The sequence below is a fragment of the Sphingobacterium spiritivorum genome, assembly GCF_016725325.1.
Lineage (GTDB): Bacteria > Bacteroidota > Bacteroidia > Sphingobacteriales > Sphingobacteriaceae > Sphingobacterium.
In genome coordinates, this window is the sequence record NZ_CP068083.1 from 4,280,786 (window position 1) to 4,303,345 (window position 22,560).

Genomic DNA, 22,560 nt, shown 5'->3' on the forward strand with positions numbered 1-22,560 from the left:
TTAACTCATATGCAGATCCGGTAACAAAATCTTATCCGGATTTTTCTCTGCAAACTGCTCCACAAGCTGCATCATATAATAATTACTGACGCAGCGGTCATCTTTGCTTATGATATCCTCTATCTGTTGACTTTCATGGTATTGATCCAGAAAACCTAAGGCATAGAGATTATTTTCTTTTACATATATATAGCTCTTTTCTTCCTTATGTCTGCCCTGATCAATCAGAATGTAGCTTTTCTTTTTCAGGATCAGAGAATCCAGAGCTGCTGTGACTTTATCATTATAATATTCGGCTTTTTCTGTTTCCATATATCTGGATTCTACATGTCTTCCATGGGCTGAGGCCGTCTTGTCGGAATAGAAAGCACATAATAATGGATGGAGATCAAAATCCTGAATAAGCTTAAGTAACATCTGATTGGCATCATACGGACGTTCGAAATAGCGAATACAGGTAATTCCTTTTGCAACTTTAGTAATGGCCAGGCGCATATAACCATTTATATCTTCGTAGGTCATCAGACCTAATTTGGGTTCATACTGTTTCAAAGCCCGGTTGTGTGCCGGCCAATGTTTTTTGATCAACTGGCATTCCATAAGTAAGGCCATTAACTCCGTTCCGGATTCTTCAAAATCAATATCAAAAATTTCCTTCAAAAATAATTGCCGCCTGTTGGATGTGTTGTTTCCGGTAAAATGACTGAGTACCCTTTTTCTGATGTTTATAGCTTTACCTACATAGATGATCTTGCCCTTATTATTTTTAAATATATAGATTCCGGGGGTTGAAGGCAGGCGTTCAAATACTATTTTATCAATATGTGTGGGTAAAAGTTGCTCTTTGGCATGTGTCTGCAGAAAACTATTAATCAATCCTTCTGTATCCTGTGAGAGGATACGTTCAAAGAGAATGACAGTGGCTTTTGCATCACCTGCTGCACGGTGTCTGTCGGAAATCGGGATGTCCAGACGCTGGCACAGATTGCCTAAACTATAAGACGAAAATCCCTTAAAAACATTTCTGGCCAGCCGTACAGTACAAAGTTTGGGAGATTTCCATTGATAACCACAGGCTTTGAGATGGGAATAGACAAAGGAATAATCAAAATTAACATTATGTGCGACAAAGATCTTGTCTTCCAGAAAGGAGTAAATCTCAGCAGCCACATCCTCAAATGAGGGTGCATCCGTCAACATATCGGGAGTAATGCCCGTAAGCATCTGAATATGGTAAGGAATCTCCTTATGCGGATTGATCAGGGTTTGATAGGAATCAATGACCTGATGACCATCATGCAGATAAATAGCGATCTCCGTGATACCGCTATTTGCTGCATATCCTCCGGTTGTCTCAATATCAACAATAGCATAAATGCGATCTTCTGATACACTCATAGTTTTAGCCATTACACAAATATAATGCTAAAAATATTAGTTTTGCAATAGAAGTTTAAATTTAAACCGTCATCAGATCCCGGATAGCGACAGATGCAATCGCTCCGCCAAAAGCTGCCGGTAAATACGACATCGTACCGTAAGCAGACTTCTTAAAATTACTGCCATCCGTATAGAGTAAAGAATTTTTATCCGGCAATTCGGTAGAAAAAGCAACTTTGACACCATCACGGATCCCATGCTTCCTCAATTTTTTACGAATGTGTTGTGCCAGTTTACAATTGTACGACTCACTGATATCTGCAATTTTTATCTTCGTAGGATCTACCTTACCACCAGCTCCCATAGAACTGACAAAAGGAACTTTCGCATCCAGTGCCAGACGAATAAAAAATAGCTTTGGCGTGATGCTATCAATAGCCTCAACACAATAATCCGGCTTTAAATCCAGGAGTGCAGGTATTTTTTCAGGAATAATAAAATCCTGAATTACTGTCAGATCCAATTCCGGATTAATGGCCATTAACCTTTCTTTCATAATCTCTGCCTTAGACTCTCCGTGATTGGTAGAGAGGGCAGGGAGCTGACGGTTGCGATTGGTAGGATCTACCGTATCGCCATCAATGATAGTCATTTTGCCTACTCCGGCCCGGCAGATAAATTCCGCCGCATACGAGCCTACACCACCCAATCCCAGCATCATTACATGCGAATTAGCCAGTTTTTCCAATGCTTCACGCCCTACTAATGCTTCCGTACGTGAAAGCCAAGACAAATCTTTCATAATTACTCAAAAACAGAATGATAATTCTGTATTATATATGCTTTAAATTTTGTTAATTCAATTTGTTTTACGCCTGCCACATAAGCGTAGATTTCTTCAATACCCACAGCTGCATGATCTGTTTCCAAAAAGATCCGGTCTACAGGAATTTCAGTCAGTACTTTATCCATGCTGCCGTTCAAAACAGCCTTTCCAAAGGAAAGATAATAGCCTTTGGCAATCAGTTGCTTCGCCAGAATTTCATTCTTGTGATAGCCATGAAAAACAACCTTTCCCTGAAACAATTGGGAAGATAAGGTTTGCATTACTTCTTCAAAAGCACGTACACAATGTATGATCAAAGGTTTATCATATTGCGCAGCTAATCGGATCTGAGCGGCAAAGACTTCCTTCTGAATATGTACATCCGTTTGGATAACCTTGTCTATACCACATTCGCCTACTCCCAAAAGTTTGCCCTCATCAAGAAGTGTGCGAAGTTGTTCCAGTGCATTTTCACTTCCTTCATTATTCAGGTACCAGGGGTGCAGTCCGGCGGTAGTGCACTTGCTATTTACAGTTTCGCCATTATTCAGCGCAACACTGTGTATCTGACAGATAGCAGATAGGGGAGTAACCGTTTCACTCTTATGGGTGTGGATATCAATATAGACAGCTGACATACGATGCGCTGCAAATTTCTGAAAAATAAATGAGCTATTAAATTTTATCTACTATTCTTGTATAGATAATTTTAACCTATAGAGGTTTGGAGGGCATCTAATAAACTTTTAGCCTTCAGTAGACATTCTTCATATTCCTGCTCACCTTCCGCCTGGTTAGTAATCGCACCGCCGGTATGGAAAGAAATGTAGTGTGAGGAAGCATTATACAAAAGAGTCCGTATAACGACATTAAAATCAAAGTCTCCGTTTGGTGAGAAGTAACCGATTGCCCCAGAATATAATCCTCTGCGGGTATTTTCGATTTCTTCACAATGTTTCATGGCTGCAATTTTCGGAGCTCCGGTCATAGATCCTGCGGGAAAAGTGTTTTTTATAGCTTCCATATCCGTTACATCAGCTGATTTTTGACAGGTAATAGTAGAAACCATCTGATGAACCTGTTTGAAACTTTGTATTTCAAATAATCGGTCAGCTTTTACCGAACCTTTTACTGCACTTCTGGTCAGGTCATTTCGTACCAGATCAACAATCATTACATTTTCAGCAATTTCCTTTTGGGAGTCCTGCAGCTGACGTATGATACGCTGATCTTCTGTAGATGTTGCACCTCGCGGGGCAGTACCTTTGATCGGTTGAGAAATCAGTAAATTTTCCCGTTTAGCCATAAAACGTTCCGGTGATGCGGATAAAATATAGTGATCACCCCTTCTGAAAAAAGTAGAAAACGGAGTAGGAGAGACTTCTGACAATTGCTGATAAACGGACAAAGGATCAATTACAGCATGTTCAGCGTAAAATTCCTGACAAAGATTTGCCTCGTAAAGGTCACCTTGTTGAATATGAGACTGAATACGATCGAAAGCATGCAGATATTCAGCTTTTGTCCATCTCGCTTTGATCGTATCTGAAAACTGAAAGGTTTTCGGGAAATATTGCTGGGATAGTATTTCTTTGAGAATGTGCTCCGGATCCTCCGCCTCGATAGATACGTTTCCGTTTTTTATGGTGATTACAACAGCAGGCACAAAGAAATAAGCAAGCGGAAACTGTAGAATATCGGGTTTGTCTGTGGTCAGATCTTCAATTTCATTTTTCAGATCATAAGAAAGAAATCCGGGAATAAATGTTCCGGGATACTGATCTATAAAATGTTGTGCTTTTAAAAAGGTATCGGTGCCATCGGCAACAAATTGTGATACAGCTTTAACAGCCAGACAACAGTCAAAGGAAGACCATTCATCAGCTGACTCATTGGAGTTAAAGAAACAAATTTCATCAAATTGCATCGCCCATTGCAATGCTTTTTGATGAAATTTGCTATTGGAATCGATCGAATGTATATCTTCGATTCGCATTAATTATTTAGATAAGGATAACGTTTGTTTACGATCCGGACCTACGGAAAGGAACGTAATAGGAACTTCCAACGCTTTTTCCAGATAAGAAATGTAATTTTTCAATGCTTCCGGAATTTCACTTTCTGAAGTGATACCAGTCAGATCCTGATTCCAGCCCTGGATTTCTTCCAGCACAGGCTCAGCCTCATTCGTAATGATCTCATAAGGCATATAGTCAATTACCTGACCATCATGCTTATAATGTGTACACGCATAGATTTTATCAAATGTATCTAATACATCCGCTTTCATCATAATCAGTTCCGTCACACCATTCAGCATAATAGCATATTTCAATGCCGGAATATCAATCCATCCTGTACGACGTGCACGTCCTGTAGTCGCACCGAATTCGTGTCCAAGCTTACGTAATTCCTCACCAACTTCATCATGCAGTTCAGTAGGGAATGGTCCGCCACCTACGCGGGTTGCATATGCTTTGAAAATACCATAGACCTTGCCGATTTTATTAGGAGCTACTCCCAGACCTGTACATGCTCCGGCAGTAGTTGTATTAGAAGATGTAACGAACGGATAAGATCCGAAATCTACATCTAACAATGTACCTTGTGCACCTTCAGCCAAAACACTTTTACCGGATTTCAGATACTGATTCACCAGGTGCTCAGAATCTACATGAGGAATAGTTTTGATATAGTCAATTGCCGCCAGAAACGCTTGTTCTTTTTCAGAGAAATCAGGGATTTCGCCGTAATGAGCTAAAATAGACAGATGTTTCTCTTTTAGTTTCTCATAGCGTTCTTTAAAATCCGGCAATGTCGTATCACCTACACGAAGACCGTTACGGCCTGTTTTGTCCATGTAAGTCGGGCCGATACCTTTAAGTGTAGAACCAATTTTGCCAGCACCCATTTTAGATTCTGAAGCAGCATCCAGCAATTGGTGGGTAGGAAGGATAAGGTGAGCTTTGCGCGCCAAAACCAGATTCCCTTTACCAACCGGATCGAAGCCGGCAGTTTTCAAATTGTCTAACTCTCTTTTAAGGATAATCGGATCAATAACAACACCATTCCCGATAAGATTCATGATACCTTCATTAAAGATACCAGACGGGATAGTGTTCAATACGAATTTTTTGTTATCAAACTCCAATGTGTGTCCGGCGTTAGGGCCGCCTTGGAAACGTGCGATCAAATCGTATTCAGGACATAAAACATCTACGATTTTTCCTTTACCTTCATCGCCCCATTGTAGGCCCAAAAGCACATCAACTTGCATAGCTTTTTTGTATTGAGATTAAAAATATATTTAGATAATGACTTATTCTAAAACAAAAATGTTCGGAAAAATTACGGTAGTAGTTTTTCCGAACAAATGTACTATAATATTTTACCAATAGTCAATATTAATTTGAAATAACCGTTTTTTCGGCTTTTGCCTTGGCGGCTTTATCTTTCTCCTGGCAATCTTCACAGACACCATACAGATTAAGGGAGTGATGCTTGATGTCAAACTTCAACAAATCTCCCATCAGACTCTGGATCTGATTGATCCTCGGGTCACAAAATTCGACCACCTTATTGCATTCTATGCAAATCACGTGATCATGTTGTTTAAAGCCAAAAGATTTTTCAAACTGAGCCATGTTACGGCCAAACTGGTGTTTGGTTACCAGGTCACATGACACCAATAATTCTAATGTATTGTACACTGTAGCCCTGCTCACACGATACTTTTTATTTTTCATGTGAATATACAATGACTCAACATCAAAGTGATCGGAGCGCGAGTAGATTTCTTCCAAAATAGCGTAGCGCTCAGGAGTCTTTCTCAGATTTTTGTTTTCCAGATAAGCCTCGAATATCTTTTTTACAGTGGCGTAATTTTCTGCTAGATTCATATCAAACTTAAGATTCTTTACAAATTTACCAAATTAGATTCACAAAATTGCTTTTTTCAAAAATGTGAGATTCAGTTGATTTAATTCTCCGATTCATATCGTGTCACTCCGGTTATTCCGCTGATATGTTTAAGGTTTTTAATCAGGTTATCCAACTGATCTGTATCGTTGACAAATACCATAATATTACCTTCAAAAATACCCTCATTACTCGAAATAGAAAGGGAGCGGATATTAACCTTAAACTCCTGAGATATAACGGTTGTAATCTTATTGACCAATCCGACATCATCAATTCCAACTATACGTAATCCGGTAAGGAAAGCCACGTTGTTGGAAGTAGAAGAAGCCCATTTAGCTTTTAAAATACGATATCCGTAGTTAGCCATCAGCTTAGACGCATTCGGGCAGCTGGTCCGGTGTATTTTTATGCCGTCATTTACAGTCAGAAATCCGAATACATCATCTCCCGGGATAGGATTACAACAAGGAGCCAGCGTATAGTCTACCTCCTGAAGATCATCCCCGATCAGCAGCGTATCCAGATCTTTCTTGTTTATTTTTTCTACTAATCCGCTGATGTGAGAGCTAAACTGGCTTGGCGAAGTATCAATCAGTTTTTCACTTGCGGCATAATCGCGAAGATTTTTGATATCTATCGTTCCTTTGGCCACATTGTAAAACAGTTCCTGTGAACTCGGAAACTTAAAATAATTGGAAATCTTATTGATATTATCGGTGTTATAGGTAATCTTTAACGATTTCAGTTTACGTTCCAGGATTTCCTTGCCATCTTCAGCAACACGTCGTTTTTCCTCTTTCAGAGACGAACGTATTTTAGACTTGGCTTTGGCTGTTACCACAAAATTTAGCCAATCCTCTTTTGGCACCTGTTTACCGGAGGTAATGATCTCGACCTGATCTCCGTTCTGCAACTTATGACTCAGTGGTACGAGCTTGTGATTGACCTTTGCACCGATACAGGTAGCACCTATATCCGAATGTATTTCAAATGCAAAATCCAGTGCTGTGGCATCATTCGGCAACTGAATAAGGGTTCCTTTGGGCGTAAAAATAAAAATCTCATCAGAGAAAAGATTCATCTTAAAGTCATCCACAAAGTCCAGTGCATTTGAATCAGCACTGCTCAGTACATCTCTTACTTTCTGAATCCATTGATCCAGTCCGCTGTCCGAATTAGACTCTTTGTATTTCCAATGGGCTGCAAATCCTTTTTCCGCAATTTCATTCATGCGTTTGGTTCGTATCTGCACCTCTACCCATTGACCACGTGGCCCCATTACAGTAGTGTGCAACGATTCGTATCCATTTCCTTTGGGAGAAGACACCCAGTCCCGCAGGCGATCCGGATTAGGTCTGTATAGGTCTGTTACAATAGAGTAGGCCTTCCAGCATTCTGTTTTCTCTTTTTCATAAGCCGTATCAATGATAATACGGATCGCAAACAAGTCATATACCTCTTCAAATGGGATAGACTTTTTCCGCATCTTATTCCAGATAGAATGGATAGATTTAGGGCGTCCGAATACTTCGGCTTTAATACCTTGTTCTTCCAGGATTTCTTTAACCGGTCCGACGAAATCCGAAATAAATTTTTCACGCTCGGCTTTCTTTTCATTGAGCTTTTTCGCAATAAATTTATAGGTATCCGGATCCGTATATTTCATGGAAAGATCTTCCAGTTCGGATTTAATTGCGTAGAGCCCTAATCTGTGTGCCAGCGGAGCATAAAGATAACTTGTTTCGGAAGCGATTTTTAACTGCTTGTCACGTGCCATAAACTCCATCGTCCGCATATTATGTAAGCGGTCTGCCAGTTTAATAAGTATAACACGTACATCGTCGGCCAGTGTCAGCAGCATTTTACGGAAGTTTTCCGCCTGCATAGAACTGTTCGGATCGAATATTCCTGATATTTTGGTCAGGCCATCGATGATCCGGGCGACTTTCTTGCCAAACTGATCTTCGATTTCCTGTAAGGTGATGGCTGTATCTTCTACGACATCATGCAACAGTGCACAAACAATAGAGGTGGTACCAAGCCCGATCTCGTCTGCCGCGATTTTGGCTACGGCAATAGGGTGGAAAATATAAGGCTCGCCCGATTTGCGGCGCATTTCCTTGTGACTTTCCAGAGCCAGATCAAATGCTTTACGTATCTCTTGTTTGTCACCGCGTTGTAAAGTCGGCTTGCACGCTCTCAATAAATCTCTATATCTTTTGCGAATTTCTTTGTTTTCAGCTTCAATATCAATCACATACTCTTTCATAAACGTGCTGTAAAATTTTTAAGATACTTTAAATATTTTTATTAAATTAGGACAGAAAAAAGTACCTTTATATGGATATCTGTTTTCATTTGAATAAATGTAGTAAAATTATTTATCAGAATAAAAACAAAAGGCTTTTTTTGATGCAAAAATGAAAATAATATATGTACCCGGATTTGTGCTTTTTCTGCTTCTTCCACTTTTTGGAAACGGGCAGACATTGATTAAACCTCAGTATGGTGGAGGTGAGCCGGAAGTGGTAGAGCATTATGCCACAACTACATTGGATGACGGAGAAGTAGTGCCCTGGTTTCCTATACCGGAAGTGGTCGTGACGGGCAAACGTATATGGAGCAGTGAAGACGCAAAAAAAGAATATCTCAGACTAAGAAGAAATGTATTGCGTGTATTGCCTTATGCCATCTATGCACAAAAAAGATACGATCAGCTGGACAGAGATCTGGCAGTGGTCAATGATAAAAAAGAACAAAAAAGACTGATTAAAGCCTGCGAAGAAGAAATTAAGGAGAAGTTTACCAAGGAAATCAAAAATCTGTCTGTATCACAGGGTAAAATATTAATAAAACTGGTGGACAGACAAACCGGAAAAACCAGCTATGACATGGTGAGAGAAATGAAAGGAGGACTTACTGCATTTTTCTATCAGGGTATCGCAAAAGTATTTGGTCACAATCTGAAAAGCACGTACGATAGTCAGGAAGATTTTGAGATCGAAAACATTATCAGAAGTTTTGAGAGAACGCGTCCGGTAGCATCTCCGCCGCTTCAGTAAAAAAATATAGCCTATGCAATCTGTTTACAATTTTCACGCTTTGGAGTTCAATGGCGAAAAAAAGTCATTGGAAGATTATCATGATAAAGTATTGTTAATTGTTAACACGGCGAGTAAATGTGTATTTACCAGTCAGTACAAAGCATTGGAACGACTTTATAAAAAATATAAGGATCAGGGTTTTGAAGTACTGGCCTTTCCTTCTAATAATTTTAATCAGCAAGAGCCGCTGACCGGACGCCGGCTGGAGACATTTTGTCGCCTGCAGCAGCAGGTTACCTTTCCCGTATTCAAACGAACACATGTAGTGGGAGAGTATGTAGATCCGCTATTTAAGTATCTGTCTCATAAAGAATTAAACGGATCTGTGAATGTCAAACCTTTATGGAATTTTCACAAATATCTCATTAACCGGAAAGGAGAGGTCGTGGATTTCTTTTATCCATTTACAGGGCCCAATTCTTCCCGCATTACGCGTAAAATCGAAGCACTCCTGAACGAATAATGACACTGGAATGAAGGTGAAAATTGTATCTTTGTGCCGGATAATAATGATGTCATAACATGAAATTAGATTTATTGGTAATGACTGTTCATCCTGATGATGCCGAATTAGGAGCAGGAGGAACGATTGCAAAATACGTAGCTGAAGGTAAAAAAGTTGGTATTGTGGACTTGACCAGAGGCGAACTGGGCACGCGCGGAACAGCCGAGACACGGAGCAGAGAAGCTCAGGATGCAGCTGAAATATTAGGTGTAGCTGTCCGTGAAAATCTGGATTTGCGCGACGGTTTTTTCGAAAATAAAGAAATGGAACAACGGGAAATTATAAAGTGTATCCGTAAATTCCAACCTGAGATTGTTATTACAAATGCCTTGTCTGATCGGCATCCGGATCACGGACGTGCGAGCCAGCTGGTCTATGACGCCTTGTTTCTGGCAGGATTGCGTCGTATAGAAACAGAAATAGACGGCAAACCACAGGAAGCTTTTCGTCCCAGACTTTTGCTGCAATTAATACAAGATCAGTATATAAGACCGGATGTGATACTGGATGTCACAGATTACTGGCATATTAAAGAAAAGGCTGTACTGGCCTATAAGACTCAGTTTAATTCTTCAGGTGGTGAGGATGATGAACCCCAAACTTATATCTCTAATCCGGATTTTATGAAATCTACAGAGGGTAGAGGAAAGGAATTCGGAAGAAATATCCAGGTGCAGTATGCGGAAGGATTCACCAGTCGTAAAGTATTGGGGGTTACAGACTTATTTGAACTTATATAGTTTCCGTAAAATTTTAACAGTTTCTAAAAGGAATCTGTATCTTTAGGAGTCGCTTTTCAATAAAAAAAGCGACTCTTTTTTGATCATAAAAGCATGGGTAATCTGAATAATAAACTCAAATCTCGTGTAGCCAGTTTTGGCTATGCAATTAAAGGGCTTAAGGTATTATTCCGTGAGGAAACAAATGCACAGATACATGTACTGGCAGCAATTATTGCCGTTGTTTTGGGATTCTGGCTACATATATCGGGAATGGAATGGATAGCTATTTGCCTGTGTATTGGTCTGGTTATCGCCACGGAAGCGCTCAATACCGCTATCGAACATATAGCCAATATGATTACACTGGATCACCATCCTGGTATTGAACGTATAAAAGATATAGCAGCAGGCGCTGTACTGATTACTGCATGGACTGCCCTGATCGTCGGATTAATTATCTTTTTACCAAAAATTTATAATCTGTTCCTTCTTTGATTATAAAAATATCCATCGTCAACCCGATTTACAAATTTGTTTTATTTCTTTTTAAGATAAGCAATCGATTGCTTAAAGTTAAATTTTTATAATTATTAATACTATATCTTAAATAATGTTAAATCTGATTCCGTAAATTACATCTTAGCACAAAAGCTGATATATTTACGAATAATTCGTATAACCAAGCCTTTGTGATGATAAAATATGTACTCTTATTGTGGTTGACTTTATTGTGCCTGACACAGCTTTATGCACAACACAATCCAAAAATTACAGGTGAAGTAATCGACATAAAAGATAAAGCCAAACTGGAAAAGGCTTCTGTCGTATTGCTTCGTTCCAGAGATTCTGTATTGCAGAGCTACGCCCGCACAGGCGAGAATGGTAAATTTTCCATAACCGCAAAAGATACAGGTGAGTACCTGTTGATCATAAACTATCCCCAATATGCCGATTTTGTAAAAAAGATACATATTCAGGAACAGGCCATTGATATCGGGGCAATAAGTATGTCTAAAACGGCTATTCTATTAGAGGAGGCTCAGGTAACTGGCCGTATACCTGTTGTGATAAAGGGAGATACGATTGAATATGACGCCGCCAGTTTTAAGGTTGAAGAAGGTTCGAAAGTAGAAGAACTGCTAAAAGTGCTTCCCGGAATAACAGTGAATGCAGACGGATCTATTACAGCACAGGGAAAGACCGTAAAAAAAGTTCTTCTGGATGGAGAAGAATTTTTTGGAGACGACCCTACTTTAATCACTAAGAATATCCGCTCAGATATGGTTTCTAAAGTTCAGGTTTATGAAAAGAAATCTGAAATGGCAACACGGACAGGTGTAGATGACGGGGAACGAACACAAACTATTGATATCCGTCTCAAGGAAGAAAGTAAAAAAGGTATGTTTGGGGAGTTGAAGGGCGGTATTGCTCCAGAAAAGTATTATTCGGGCTCTGCGGTCATTAATAAGTTTAAAGGAGCGCAAAAAATGGCCCTATTCGGAGTTACAGGTAACGAGGGCACGGTTGGATTAGGTTATTTTTCTAATCAGAGATTTGGTGTTGGCGGATCGGATGATTCTTCCTTTGAAGGAGGTGGAATTGTTATCCGGGCAGGGGGAGGAGATGAAGGGTTCAATGGAGAATATGCAGGTGGAGGGATCCCGACAGCCATAAACTCAGGAATTACATTCAGTGATAAGACGAAAGACAATAAACAAAAGATCAATTCCAATTACAAATATTCCCGACTGCAGGTAGATAATATCAGTTCATCGTTTAGCCGGGATGAGTTACCGTGATTTTCAAAAATTGAAAATAATACATCAAAGACCAGTAATCTGAATAATGGTCACCAGGCTGGATTACGGTATGATCTGGAACTGGATTCCAGCTCTAATATCACCTTTAATGTAGGGTATAAACTGAATAAAAGAGAGAATACTTCTTTTTCTGAAGGTCTGGAACAAACGCTGGAATACGAACCGATCAATAAAACGGAAGGCCGCTCATTCAATAAGAATACAAATGAAAATACCGACTTATCTGCCTATTACACTAAAAAGTTTAGAAAACCAAAACGTTCTCTTACGCTACGGATAGCTGGAAATATAACCAGGCAAAAGGATGAAAACCAGTATTTTTCCAGTGTGGAATACGTGAATCTGGATAGTCTTGACGTTATTGATCAATTCAAACGTAATTCAGTAAATAATGATCAACTGACTTCTTCTTTTAATTATTCCGAACCTTTGAGTAAGTCGATTACGGCAAATGTCGGCTACGAATATGCCTGGTATCAATCAAAAACACTGGAACAATCTTTTAACAAAGATCCGCTTACAGAGGAATATACAGATCTCGATGAGAGCGTACTGAATGATTTAACTTATCACAATTACCGTAACACAGGTAATCTCGGCTTTAACTATATCGCTGATAAACTTACTGTTAGTATCAACAACAGACTGACTTCGTCTGCTAATGTAAGAGATGACTATGGGGATCAATCTAAACTGGATGTGACGCAATTGTCGTATAATCCTAATGTTAACATCAACTATAAGCTTAGTAAAAGTAAAAGTGTACGACTTAATTATTCCGGAAATACACTGCAACCTTCCTTAAGCCAGATAAAACCTTTGCGTCAGAATACAGATCAAAGAACCGAATTTCTGCCTAATGAGGATTTAGAGGGAGGATACAGAAATAGCCTTTCCGCTTCCTTTAATTCGTACCGCCAACTCAAACAGCAATCCTTCTTCTTGAATGCAAGTATCGGAAATGTGGTGGACAATATCACTTCGTTTGTGACGCTAAATCCAACGACGGGGCAACGGACATTACAGTATGTAAATGTATCCGATAAACAGAATTTCAATGCAAATATCTACGGATCGTTTTCTTTTACAGCGTTCAAAAAATTAGATTTGAAAGTGTCTCCGAGCCTTTCAGCCAGTTATAACAGGTCTTATAATTATGTGACGACTACTGCTTCGGAACCGGAGCTTAACCGCAGTGAGCGAATGAATTACTCTTTCGGTCTCGGAGTTTACAGATATGCTAAGACAGGGTTTAATTTTAATGTAAATCTCAGACCGGGTTTCAGCAAAATGAATTCAAGTATTCAGCCTCAGCTTAACAATAATGCCTTTACCATCAGTAACTCCGGAACATTTAGTTATATCTTCCCTCAGGACTTTAAACTGAGTATTGATGTTAACCAAAATTACCAGGGAGCGACAGGTGTATACGCAAAACCAATTCACAATATGTATGTGAATTCTTATGTATCCAAGAAGTTTTTCAAAGATAAAAGTCTGGAGACTCAGGTATCCGTCAACGACCTCTTTAATGAAAGAAATGGTATTAACAGAAGTCAAAGCGGCTCTACTTTTTTCGAAACTCAAAACAATGTCATAAATCGATTTTTTATGTTTAGAGTCATTTATAATTTTACGACAATGAAGGGAGGCAGTAAAAATGAACAATAGATTTGTATTTCTTGCTCTGCTTTTCTGTTTATTAATGGTAAAATGTGTTCAGGCACAATATGCCTTTTTTCCTGAAAACGGAACCATTACCTACGAGCGTAAGTTTCATCTGCATAATTATGTCAAGAATCAGCTCAAGAAATCTCAAAATTTGGGTGGGTATTCGGGCATCTATTTTGATGGTCTGTTGAAAAATTCACCTGCTGAGCTGATAACTAAAAATACCCTGAATTTTAATACTACGGAAACATTTTTTGAAAATGTTAAAGAAGACTTTCCGGCAAATCAACGCTATCTCCTGCAAAATCAGGAATATTACAGTGACACCAAAACATACAGTAATTTCAAAACAGGTACTTTTAAAAAACTGCTGTCCTTTGGGGAAGACGAATTGCAGCTGGCAGACAGTATAGCTGAAATTAAATGGAAGTTTACAGATGAGTACCGAAATATTCTGGGATACGATTGCAGACGTGTAAACGGAGTAATGCAAGACTCCGTCTATATTGTAGCCTTTTATACCCCTCAGATTCCTGTACCAGGAGGCCCGGAGTTAATAAATGGTCTGCCGGGAATGATACTTGGAGTGGCTATTCCGTCCTATAACCTAAATTATTTTGCAACTAAAGTAGAATTAAGTCAGGTGGCCGTGCCTGCTAACGTAACAAAAAATAAAAAAGCTGTTCCTCAGACAAAGGCTGAGATTTCGAAGAAATTAAAGGAACTGATGAAATGGATGGGAAACAAAGATTTGCAACGGCTTTTCTTGTAGCATCGATGGAGCTTTTCAGGACCTCTCTTAGCATAAGGGGATACCCCCTTGTGCTAAGAGATAAAACCTTTTACATATTGTTGTGTCACCTCATGTTTTGGATGCAGAAGTACCTGCTCTGTTTTTCCGAATTCCAGAATTTCTCCATTATATACGAATGCGATATAATCTGATACACGTCTGGCCTGTCTGAGAATGTGCGTTACAAGTACGATGGTGTAATCTTTTTTCAGATCGATCAGTAAGTTTTCAATAGTCTGTGTAGATACAGGGTCCAGAGCAGATGTGGATTCATCTCCCAGAATAATTTCGGGCTCTACTGCCAAACCCCGTGCGAGGCAAAGGCGTTGTTGCTGACCAATAGATAGCCGTGTTGCTGATTGATCCAGCCGGTCTTTCACTTCTTCCCAGAGCCCGACATTACGTAATTGTGTTTCTACGATAAGTTTTAATTTTTTACGGTCTCTGGTTCCGTGTATACGTGGTCCGTAAGCAATATTGTCAAAAATAGACATCGGCAAGGGGAAAGGTCTTTGCGAGAGCAATCCCATTTTTTTCCGAATGTGTGTTACTTCAGCTCCTTTGGCATAGATATCTTCCCCATTGACCAGTACTGATCCGGTGATATCTACACCTTCAATATCATCCAGTAGTCTGTTCAATGTCTTCAAAAGAGTGGTTTTACCACATCCGGAAGGTCCTATAATCGAAGTGACGGAATTATTAGGCAAAGCCAGATTGATATTCTTCAGAATATGATTGCCCTCTATGTACACATTGAGGTCTTTGATTTCCAGATGGGGACGGCTCAAGGTTGTTATATTTTGTGTTTCTTCTGTTTCGATTGAAGGATATGAGTGCATAACACGATAATTAAGATGATCAATGATAAAATAAGCGCCGAAGCATATGCCCGTCCCTGTACTTCAGGAATAGGACTGCTCAATTGAAAAAATATAGCTAACGGAAGCGTTGCCGCAGGTTCGTCAATGTATTTGGGTAAATTGTCACTAAAACCTGTTGTTAACAGCACACCAGCCACATCGCCGATGGAGCGTCCGAAAGCCAGTAAAATAGCGGTCAGTATACCAGGTCTGATGTAACGGATAAATATCTTTGCTACTTCCCATCGGGTCGTACCCAGAGATAAAGTAACATGTTTCAGGTCACCGGGAATTGTTTTAATAAGCTCATCCACAGTGCGGACAACGATAGGAATGGTTAATAGTGTAATGGTGATAATTCCTCCCAGAAGAGAAGCACGGATACCCAACCATACCATCAGACTAAAGGCTACCGCACCGTAAACAATAGACGGGATCCCAAACAATACATCAAACAGCAATTTGGATAATTGTGCCAGCTTTGATCCGTTACGTACATATATATTCAGATAAATGGCAATAGGGATACCGATAAGGGTAGACAGCAACGTCGCTGCACCAGCCAGATAAAGAGAGCCCAGTATGGCATTCAGAATCCCGCCTTCCTTTCCAATATAAAAACCTCCCTTTGGTACCTGTGTAATCATATCCCAGGAGATATAAGGTAAGCCTTTGTATAATATTGTCCCCAGGATAAAGAATAAAGAACCTGTTACAGCCATCCCGGACAGACGCATAAGGGTCTTTGCTAACTGCTCTTTGAATAATCTGGTTTTTACATTAGCCATTGTATTTTCCCTCCAGTTTGTTGAGGATCAACCTTGATATCAGATTGAATCCAAAAATAATTACGAATAATAATAAAGCCGCAAACATAAGAGCGGAATCATATAGCGGAATGGACATCATCTCCCCAAAGTTATTAGCGATTAGCGCAGGAATAGGATATCCGGCGTCAAATACAGAAGTCGGTATTTTGGGGACATTCCCGCAAACCATAAGTACAGCTATTGTTTCACCGAATGCTCTGGAGATGGCCAGTACTGTTGCGGCAAAAATACCGGGTTTGGCTTTTATTAATACCACCTTTTGTATCGTTTCCCATTTTGTTGCACCTAAAGACATGGATGCAGATTTCAACTCATAAGGTATAGTCTGCAGAACCTCCACCATTATACTGATCATGATCGGAAAGATCATGACTGCCAGTACCAGTCCGCCGGATAGCACTGTATAACCGGAAGTCGTGACTCCGAAGACGGGTGCTATATAATCCTGTACCGCAGGAACGATAAAGAGGACGCCCCAGACCCCGTACAATACCGGAGGTATGGCTGCCAGAACGTTTACAAGTGGCAGCATCATATTTCTCAAAGATTTTCCGGCATACTCTGTAAGGTACACTGCTGTAAGAATACAAAGAGGTGCTGCGACAAGAACCGCAATAAAGGTGACGGATAACGTCCCCATAATAAAAGGTAGAAAACCAAAAAAACCTTTCATCGGAGACCATACTTTCTGTGTCAGCAAAGATGCAACACTGGTCGATTCAAACAGCGGTACAGATTTAGCAGCCAATCCGATACCAATGAGTGCTACTACTGAAATAGATGCGATCAGCAGCACTAATGTGGATTTCTGTATGATTTTATCTTTAAGTATTCTATTAATAAGCATGTTAAAGTTTTTTCAGTTCTTCAGCGATTATATCTTCGTGCAAGGGCACATATCCGTTTTCCAGCAGGATACTTTGGGACTGTTTTTCTAACACAAAAGAGATGAATTTTTTCAATAACAAAGACTTTGGCTTTCCATGTGTGATAAATGAAAGACTACGTGCAGGAGGAGAAGGGTATTTATTCAGCGCTACAGCCTCTGTAAGATCATTTATATTCGTGTAGAAGCTTTCCTCTGTGTCAATCTTTCCATTTGCATTCAGATCCAATGGCAGGACATCTATTCGCTCTGCAGTTTTTTTGGTTTTGAGATCATATACGTAATTGATATTGTTAAAGCCGATGGCATTTGGATCATCTTTGATAGCCTGAGCAATGCCGGGATCCCCGAAAATTCCTACTCCTTTCAGATCTTCCTGCTTATGTCCGAAAAAATTAGCCCAGGTTTCTGCAGCACCCGCTGCATCCGACCGCACATATATCACGATAGGATCTGTGGTGAAAGCCGGATCAATATCGTTCCAGCGTTTGTATTTTTGATTAATAAACAAATCTTCCAGTTCCTTTTTAGTCAGGCCTCTATTCAGCAACTTTTGATAATTTGGATTTTTACTGTTGATCGTACAGATCACGGCGTCTTTGGCTACATCTATCGGGAATGCACCGCGTTCAATTTCCTGGGGATGCAGATCTCTGGAAATCAGCCCGATGTCAACCATTCCCGTCAGAGCATCTGCGATTCCTTTACCCGCACCACCGGCTGAAATATTAAACCGGACATTAGGATGTATTTTCTTGAAGTCCTCACTCCAGATGACAGCGAGAGGGTAGAGTGCAAAAGCTCCTGAAATGGAAATATTTCCTTCGTAACCTTTCTCTTCGCTATATCCGTCTTTTACTTTTGGAGCACAGGAATTCGTTAAAATAAGTGTTAATATGCTTAAAATTAGAGTTTTATTTGTCTTAAATGGCATCTACTTAAAGTCTATAGAAATACTCTTGTAAATTTTATAATGACAAATATATATTAAATTGGTAGATATTATAGGTTTTAAAAAAATTATTTTTACATTTGATCCGTCATCAGTCATGAAGACCAAAGAATAAATCATTAAGTGTATGCAAAGTTTCCGTACTGAATTAGAGAATCCCGTAGTGGAGCAAGAGATTATTGATCTTGAAAAAAAGATTCGTCTGTTTAAAGAAGGCAAATTGCCGGAAGAAAAATTCAGATCACTTCGTCTTGCAAGGGGAGTTTATGGACAGCGTCAGCCTGGTGTACAGATGGTACGGATCAAACTGCCGTTTGGTAAGGTTACTTTTAAGCAGATTCTTAAAATTGCAGATATTTCAGATGAATATGCGAGCCGCAATCTGCACTTTACAACACGTCAGGATATACAGATTCATTATGTAAGTCTGGATCGTACACCTGAATTGTGGGCCAAATTAGCAGAAGATGATATTACCCTGCGCGAAGCGTGTGGAAATACGGTACGTAATGTCACTGCCTCCGCTACTGCAGGTATAGATCCGAATGAACCGTTTGATGTATCACCTTATGCGCATGCGACATTTGAGTATTTTTTACGCAATCCGGTCTGCGCTGAAATGGGGCGTAAATTTAAAATGTCCTTTTCTTCCGCAGAAGATGACACCGCATTTTCATATATACATGATTTAGGTTTCATCCCTAAAATCAAAATTATCGACGGGAAAGAAGTCCGTGGGTTCAAAGTTATGCTTGGTGGAGGATTGGGTTCACAACCTTTTCTGGCAAGTATTACCAATGAATTTCTGCAGGAGGATGAACTTATCCCTTATATAGAAGCGACATTACGGGTATTTGACCGTCATGGTGAACGCAATAATCGTAATAAGGCTCGCTTTAAATACCTGATCCAGAAACTGGGTCTGGAAGAAGTGATTCGCCTGATCGAAGAAGAGAAAATAGCAAATAAGGTAAAGCGCTACGAGGTAGACCGTACACGTATAGTACAACCTGAAGCTCCGGATACGGCTGCATTAGCGGCCCTCGATCTTAGTGATTCCGAAGCTTATGTGCTTTGGAAAGACACCAATACTTTTGCACAGAAACAGGAAGGCTACTACGGTGTATTTGTAAAGGTATCAACCGGAGATCTGCCTACTGCCAAATCCAGAGAACTCATAGAAGGTTTACGTGGATTGATTGCAGACGATATCCGTATTACACAGAATCAGGGTTTGCTGTTAAAATATGCTACTGCAGCATCTTTACCACATATTTTCAATTTGCTAACGCAGCTTGAACTGGCTTCTCCTGGTTTTGAAAGCACCGCAGATGTCACGACCTGCCCGGGTACAGACACTTGTAATCTTGGTATTTCCAACAGTACTGAAATGGCGCGGGTTATTGAAACTTATATACAGGAATTTCATCAGGACTTTATCTATAACCGTCGGCTGAAAATCAAAATATCAGGCTGTATGAATTCCTGTGGTCAGCATGGTCTGGCACATATAGGATTTCATGGAAGCTCTGTAAAGGCTAACGGAAAAGTCGTTCCTGCTGCTCAGGTTATGATCGGGGGCGGAACAATAGGTGATGGTTTCGGAAGAGTTGCAGAACGTATTATTAAAGTGCCAACCAAACGTGTCCTGCATGTGGTGGATCTGGTATTGAACGATTATAAAAAAGAAGCAATCAGAGAAGAGGATTTTCACGCTTACTACGATCGTCAGGGTAAGAATTACTTCTACACGCTGTTAAAGCCACTTTCAGACCTGACTAATTTGTCTGAAGATGAATATATAGACTGGGGACATCAGGAAACATTCGCTACAGCAATCGGTGTGGGAGAATGTGCCGGTGTAGTGATAGATCTTGTCGCTACCCTTATATACGAAGCTGAAGAAAAAATAACGTGGGCAAAATCAGCCTATGCGGAAAATAAATATGCGGATGCGATTTATCATGCATACAATGCCTTTGTACAATGTGCCAAAGCTTTATTATTAGAAAAAGGAATCAATGTAAGTACGCAGAACGCCGTGATTCAGGAATTTGACACCCACTTTGTACAGGCAGGTGAATATTCATTTGATCCGTCATTTGCAGATACAGTGTTGCAGATCAGTAAAAATGAACCGGGACAGGTATTTGCGGAGGCTTATCTGACTCGTTCGCTATCCTTTTTCAATGAAGTATACGCTAAAAAGAATTTAATACAACAGGTACAAGAAAGTTAAGAGGGAGCACATGAACATACAAGCAAAAGTTACCTTAGTGGGAGCCGGCCCCGGAGATCCGGATTTGATCAGCGTCAAAGGACTAAAAGCGATTCAGCATGCCAATGTTATTCTGTATGATGCATTAATCAGCGGAGAGCTGTTGGATCATGCACGAATAGACTGTGTCAAGATATATGTAGGCAAGCGTGCAGAGCAACTCTCGGCCTCTCAGGATGAAATAAACCGCTTACTTGTGGATTATGCCGTCAATTACGGAAACGTTGTCCGTCTCAAAGGTGGCGATCCTTTTGTATTCGGAAGAGGTGGTGAAGAAATTGATTTCTTACGTGAACATAATATTGAAACTGAAGTTATTCCGGGCATATCGTCTTCTATAGGACTGACCGGATTACAGCAGATTCCTTTGACATACAGAGGTATCAGCGAAAGTTTCTGGGTAATCACCGGTGCAAAATCTGACGGCTCCATGTCTTCTGATCTCGAGCTGGCAGTACGCTCAAATGCGACTGTAGTCGTGCTTATGGGGTATGGCAAACTGCGGGAGATTGTAGCACTTTATCAACGACACAACAGAGGTGACCTTCCTGTTGCATTAATCCAAAACGGATCCTTGCCCAACGAAAAAGTAGTATTAGGTACGATTAACGATATTCTGGATGAATCGCAGGAACGCCGTATCGGTGTACCGGCCATTATTGTATTGGGTGAGGTCGTAGCCAAACACCGTGAATTTAACAAGATCAAAGAACAAGCATTGGCATTGTAAATGAATACACTGTTTCCTATATTTATCAAGCTTAATCAGATCCGTACCCTTTTGGTAGGCGGAGGTGCTGTGGCACTTGAGAAATTTCAGGCACTTACAGCACAGGACAGCCAGGTACAGCTTACTATTGTAGGAAAAGAGATTAAGACTGAACTGAAGTCACTGGCGGCAGCTTATCCTCATGTCGAGCTATTCGAACGTGAATTTACAGCTGCAGATTTATTAAATAAACAACTGGTGATCTCAGCAACCAATAATCCGGAATTGAATGAAGAAATCCGGGTATTGACCCAACAGCAGAATATCTTACTTAATGCAGCAGATAAGCCGGCTTTATGTGATTTCTACCTTGGATCTATTGTACGAAAGGGAAATCTGAAGGTGGCTATTTCTACAAATGGAAAATCTCCGACAATCGCTAAAAGAGTGAAAGACCTGTTGCAGGATCTTTTACCGGAAGAGATTGATGAAACACTGGAACTGATGAGTCAGTTGCGTGATAAGCTAAAGGGAGACTTTGAATATAAAGTTAAAACGCTGAACGAACACACAAAAAGTTTGATTGAACAGGATGGATATTAATACGATAAAAGCAGCATTAGCAGGAAAAGAAGGTGCGGAGTTGCTTCGTGAGCTAAGTATACAGTACCCCGGCCAGATTGTATTTTCTACTTCATTCGGTATTGAAGATCAGATTATCACAGAATGGATAGGTCAGAATCATCTGAATATTCAGGTATTCACACTGGATACCGGACGCCTGTTTAAAGAGACTTATTCGCTTTGGAGCCGTACACTGGACCGGTTAGGATTACCTATACGTTCGTATGCTCCGAATGAAGAGCTGCTGCAGGAGTTTGTTTCGGCCAAAGGGCCGAATGCTTTTTATGAATCGGTAGAAAACCGTAAACAGTGTTGCCATATCCGCAAAATTGAACCTTTGCGTCGGGCATTGGCCGGATATAAGATATGGGTGACCGGGATTCGTGCTGAACAATCGCCGAACCGCCATGATATGGACTTTGTGGAGTATGATGAAGTCAATCAGATTATAAAAGTACATCCCTTATTTGCCTGGAGTTTTGATCAGGTAAAACAGTATGTCAAAACAGAACATATCCCGTATAACAGCCTGCATGATAAGGGATTTCCGAGCATAGGCTGCCAGCCCTGTACACGTGCGATACAGGAAGGCGAGGACTTCAGAGCCGGACGCTGGTGGTGGGAAGATCAGAGCAAGAAAGAGTGTGGTTTACATATTACAACAAAATAATAAAGT

The 22,560-nt window shown here is 40.2% G+C and carries 22 protein-coding genes; 11 read left to right on the plus strand and 11 right to left on the minus strand.

The window, feature by feature from the left end; translation table 11 throughout:
• The 7 genes from I6J02_RS17800 to I6J02_RS17830 form a co-directional block, all read right to left on the minus strand.
• Positions 1 to 1,398 (minus strand): exonuclease domain-containing protein, encoded by a 1,398-nt coding sequence (locus I6J02_RS17800; protein WP_236582149.1) that lies wholly within the window; start codon positions 1,396 to 1,398, stop codon positions 1 to 3.
• 61 nt (positions 1,399 to 1,459) lie between these two features.
• Positions 1,460 to 2,182, minus strand: coding sequence for a ThiF family adenylyltransferase (locus I6J02_RS17805; protein ID WP_201679163.1), 723 nt, complete (start codon positions 2,180 to 2,182; stop codon positions 1,460 to 1,462).
• A gap of 2 nt (positions 2,183 to 2,184) precedes the next feature.
• On the minus strand, positions 2,185 to 2,844 hold the full coding sequence (locus I6J02_RS17810) for a TatD family hydrolase (RefSeq protein WP_201679164.1): 660 nt from the start codon (positions 2,842 to 2,844) through the stop codon (positions 2,185 to 2,187).
• Between the two features lie 71 nt (positions 2,845 to 2,915).
• Positions 2,916 to 4,202: an aminodeoxychorismate synthase component I gene (gene pabB / locus I6J02_RS17815; RefSeq protein ID WP_201679165.1), complete on the minus strand. Its 1,287-nt coding sequence runs from the start codon at positions 4,200 to 4,202 to the stop codon at positions 2,916 to 2,918.
• 3 nt (positions 4,203 to 4,205) lie between these two features.
• Positions 4,206 to 5,483, minus strand: coding sequence for an adenylosuccinate synthase (locus tag I6J02_RS17820; RefSeq protein WP_201679166.1), 1,278 nt, complete (start codon positions 5,481 to 5,483; stop codon positions 4,206 to 4,208).
• Between the two features lie 127 nt (positions 5,484 to 5,610).
• Positions 5,611 to 6,105, minus strand: a complete 495-nt coding sequence (locus tag I6J02_RS17825; RefSeq protein ID WP_201679167.1) for a Fur family transcriptional regulator — start codon at positions 6,103 to 6,105, stop codon at positions 5,611 to 5,613.
• Between the two features lie 80 nt (positions 6,106 to 6,185).
• A complete protein-coding gene (locus tag I6J02_RS17830) occupies positions 6,186 to 8,396 on the minus strand; it encodes a RelA/SpoT family protein (RefSeq protein ID WP_201679168.1) in 2,211 nt (736 codons plus the stop codon).
• 151 nt (positions 8,397 to 8,547) lie between these two features.
• Here I6J02_RS17830 and I6J02_RS17835 point away from each other — a divergent pair, with 151 nt between their 5' ends.
• The 7 genes from I6J02_RS17835 to I6J02_RS17860 all read left to right on the plus strand — a co-directional run bounded on the left by I6J02_RS17835 (position 8,548) and on the right by I6J02_RS17860 (position 14,721).
• A complete protein-coding gene (locus I6J02_RS17835; RefSeq protein ID WP_201679169.1) occupies positions 8,548 to 9,189 on the plus strand; it encodes a DUF4294 domain-containing protein in 642 nt (213 codons plus the stop codon).
• 13 nt (positions 9,190 to 9,202) lie between these two features.
• Positions 9,203 to 9,694: a glutathione peroxidase gene (locus I6J02_RS17840; protein ID WP_201679170.1), complete on the plus strand. Its 492-nt coding sequence runs from the start codon at positions 9,203 to 9,205 to the stop codon at positions 9,692 to 9,694.
• Between the two features lie 59 nt (positions 9,695 to 9,753).
• Entirely contained in the window at positions 9,754 to 10,476 is a 723-nt protein-coding gene (bshB1, locus tag I6J02_RS17845) for a bacillithiol biosynthesis deacetylase BshB1 (RefSeq protein ID WP_201679171.1), read from the plus strand.
• Between the two features lie 93 nt (positions 10,477 to 10,569).
• Positions 10,570 to 10,953: a diacylglycerol kinase family protein gene (locus tag I6J02_RS17850; RefSeq protein WP_201679172.1), complete on the plus strand. Its 384-nt coding sequence runs from the start codon at positions 10,570 to 10,572 to the stop codon at positions 10,951 to 10,953.
• A 197-nt stretch (positions 10,954 to 11,150) separates the two neighbouring features.
• Positions 11,151 to 12,257 carry a carboxypeptidase regulatory-like domain-containing protein gene (locus I6J02_RS21840; RefSeq protein ID WP_236582150.1) on the plus strand — a complete coding sequence of 369 codons (1,107 nt, stop codon included), beginning with the start codon at positions 11,151 to 11,153 and terminating at the stop codon, positions 12,255 to 12,257.
• Between the two features lie 309 nt (positions 12,258 to 12,566).
• Positions 12,567 to 13,949 (plus strand): outer membrane beta-barrel protein, encoded by a 1,383-nt coding sequence (locus I6J02_RS21845; RefSeq protein ID WP_236582416.1) that lies wholly within the window; start codon positions 12,567 to 12,569, stop codon positions 13,947 to 13,949.
• On the plus strand, positions 13,939 to 14,721 hold the full coding sequence (locus tag I6J02_RS17860) for a GLPGLI family protein (RefSeq protein ID WP_201679173.1): 783 nt from the start codon (positions 13,939 to 13,941) through the stop codon (positions 14,719 to 14,721). The genes I6J02_RS21845 and I6J02_RS17860 overlap by 11 nt, the downstream gene beginning before the upstream one ends.
• Positions 14,722 to 14,774: 53 nt before the next feature.
• On the opposite strand, the gene I6J02_RS17865 is transcribed toward I6J02_RS17860, so the two are convergent.
• Genes I6J02_RS17865 through I6J02_RS17880 form a run of 4 tightly spaced genes read right to left on the minus strand, consistent with a single transcriptional unit; the run spans position 14,775 to position 18,255 of the window.
• Positions 14,775 to 15,584 (minus strand): phosphate ABC transporter ATP-binding protein, encoded by an 810-nt coding sequence (locus I6J02_RS17865; protein ID WP_115171588.1) that lies wholly within the window; start codon positions 15,582 to 15,584, stop codon positions 14,775 to 14,777.
• A complete protein-coding gene (locus I6J02_RS17870) occupies positions 15,539 to 16,393 on the minus strand; it encodes a PstA family ABC transporter permease (RefSeq protein WP_201679174.1) in 855 nt (284 codons plus the stop codon). The genes I6J02_RS17865 and I6J02_RS17870 overlap by 46 nt, the downstream gene beginning before the upstream one ends.
• Complete coding sequence (gene pstC / locus I6J02_RS17875; protein ID WP_201679175.1) at positions 16,386 to 17,282, minus strand: phosphate ABC transporter permease subunit PstC; 897 nt, start codon at positions 17,280 to 17,282, stop codon at positions 16,386 to 16,388. The genes I6J02_RS17870 and pstC overlap by 8 nt, the downstream gene beginning before the upstream one ends.
• A 1-nt stretch (position 17,283) precedes the next feature.
• A complete protein-coding gene (locus tag I6J02_RS17880; protein ID WP_201679176.1) occupies positions 17,284 to 18,255 on the minus strand; it encodes a PstS family phosphate ABC transporter substrate-binding protein in 972 nt (323 codons plus the stop codon).
• A gap of 145 nt (positions 18,256 to 18,400) precedes the next feature.
• Between I6J02_RS17880 and I6J02_RS17885 the strand changes: the two genes are divergently transcribed.
• The 4 genes from I6J02_RS17885 to I6J02_RS17900 are packed head-to-tail and all read left to right on the plus strand — an operon-like array spanning position 18,401 to position 22,554.
• Positions 18,401 to 20,512: a HEPN domain-containing protein gene (locus I6J02_RS17885; protein ID WP_201679177.1), complete on the plus strand. Its 2,112-nt coding sequence runs from the start codon at positions 18,401 to 18,403 to the stop codon at positions 20,510 to 20,512.
• Positions 20,513 to 20,522: 10 nt separating this feature from the next.
• Positions 20,523 to 21,281: a uroporphyrinogen-III C-methyltransferase gene (cobA, locus tag I6J02_RS17890; protein ID WP_201679178.1), complete on the plus strand. Its 759-nt coding sequence runs from the start codon at positions 20,523 to 20,525 to the stop codon at positions 21,279 to 21,281.
• Positions 21,282 to 21,863, plus strand: a complete 582-nt coding sequence (locus tag I6J02_RS17895) for a bifunctional precorrin-2 dehydrogenase/sirohydrochlorin ferrochelatase (protein WP_201679179.1) — start codon at positions 21,282 to 21,284, stop codon at positions 21,861 to 21,863.
• Entirely contained in the window at positions 21,853 to 22,554 is a 702-nt protein-coding gene (locus I6J02_RS17900) for a phosphoadenylyl-sulfate reductase (RefSeq protein ID WP_201679180.1), read from the plus strand. Before I6J02_RS17895 ends, I6J02_RS17900 begins: the two co-directional genes overlap by 11 nt.
• Positions 22,555 to 22,560 lie beyond the last annotated feature (6 nt).

What these genes read in the sequence shown, in the direction of transcription:
- I6J02_RS17800 (WP_236582149.1), bottom strand. Translation starts at nt 1,398, where the DNA reads ATGAGTGTATCAGAAGATCGCATTTATGCTATTGTTGATATTGAGACA.
- I6J02_RS17805 (WP_201679163.1), bottom strand. Translation starts at nt 2,182, where the DNA reads ATGAAAGATTTGTCTTGGCTTTCACGTACGGAAGCATTAGTAGGGCGT.
- I6J02_RS17810 (WP_201679164.1), bottom strand. Translation starts at nt 2,844, where the DNA reads ATGTCAGCTGTCTATATTGATATCCACACCCATAAGAGTGAAACGGTT.
- pabB (WP_201679165.1), bottom strand. Translation starts at nt 4,202, where the DNA reads ATGCGAATCGAAGATATACATTCGATCGATTCCAATAGCAAATTTCAT.
- I6J02_RS17820 (WP_201679166.1), bottom strand. Translation starts at nt 5,483, where the DNA reads ATGCAAGTTGATGTGCTTTTGGGCCTACAATGGGGCGATGAAGGTAAA.
- I6J02_RS17825 (WP_201679167.1), bottom strand. Translation starts at nt 6,105, where the DNA reads ATGAATCTAGCAGAAAATTACGCCACTGTAAAAAAGATATTCGAGGCT.
- I6J02_RS17830 (WP_201679168.1), bottom strand. Translation starts at nt 8,396, where the DNA reads ATGAAAGAGTATGTGATTGATATTGAAGCTGAAAACAAAGAAATTCGC.
- I6J02_RS17835 (WP_201679169.1), top strand. Translation starts at nt 8,548, where the DNA reads ATGAAAATAATATATGTACCCGGATTTGTGCTTTTTCTGCTTCTTCCA.
- I6J02_RS17840 (WP_201679170.1), top strand. Translation starts at nt 9,203, where the DNA reads ATGCAATCTGTTTACAATTTTCACGCTTTGGAGTTCAATGGCGAAAAA.
- bshB1 (WP_201679171.1), top strand. Translation starts at nt 9,754, where the DNA reads ATGAAATTAGATTTATTGGTAATGACTGTTCATCCTGATGATGCCGAA.
- I6J02_RS17850 (WP_201679172.1), top strand. Translation starts at nt 10,570, where the DNA reads ATGGGTAATCTGAATAATAAACTCAAATCTCGTGTAGCCAGTTTTGGC.
- I6J02_RS21840 (WP_236582150.1), top strand. Translation starts at nt 11,151, where the DNA reads ATGATAAAATATGTACTCTTATTGTGGTTGACTTTATTGTGCCTGACA.
- I6J02_RS17860 (WP_201679173.1), top strand. Translation starts at nt 13,939, where the DNA reads ATGAACAATAGATTTGTATTTCTTGCTCTGCTTTTCTGTTTATTAATG.
- I6J02_RS17865 (WP_115171588.1), bottom strand. Translation starts at nt 15,584, where the DNA reads ATGCACTCATATCCTTCAATCGAAACAGAAGAAACACAAAATATAACA.
- I6J02_RS17870 (WP_201679174.1), bottom strand. Translation starts at nt 16,393, where the DNA reads ATGGCTAATGTAAAAACCAGATTATTCAAAGAGCAGTTAGCAAAGACC.
- pstC (WP_201679175.1), bottom strand. Translation starts at nt 17,282, where the DNA reads ATGCTTATTAATAGAATACTTAAAGATAAAATCATACAGAAATCCACA.
- I6J02_RS17880 (WP_201679176.1), bottom strand. Translation starts at nt 18,255, where the DNA reads ATGCCATTTAAGACAAATAAAACTCTAATTTTAAGCATATTAACACTT.
- I6J02_RS17885 (WP_201679177.1), top strand. Translation starts at nt 18,401, where the DNA reads ATGCAAAGTTTCCGTACTGAATTAGAGAATCCCGTAGTGGAGCAAGAG.
- cobA (WP_201679178.1), top strand. Translation starts at nt 20,523, where the DNA reads ATGAACATACAAGCAAAAGTTACCTTAGTGGGAGCCGGCCCCGGAGAT.
- I6J02_RS17895 (WP_201679179.1), top strand. Translation starts at nt 21,282, where the DNA reads ATGAATACACTGTTTCCTATATTTATCAAGCTTAATCAGATCCGTACC.
- I6J02_RS17900 (WP_201679180.1), top strand. Translation starts at nt 21,853, where the DNA reads ATGGATATTAATACGATAAAAGCAGCATTAGCAGGAAAAGAAGGTGCG.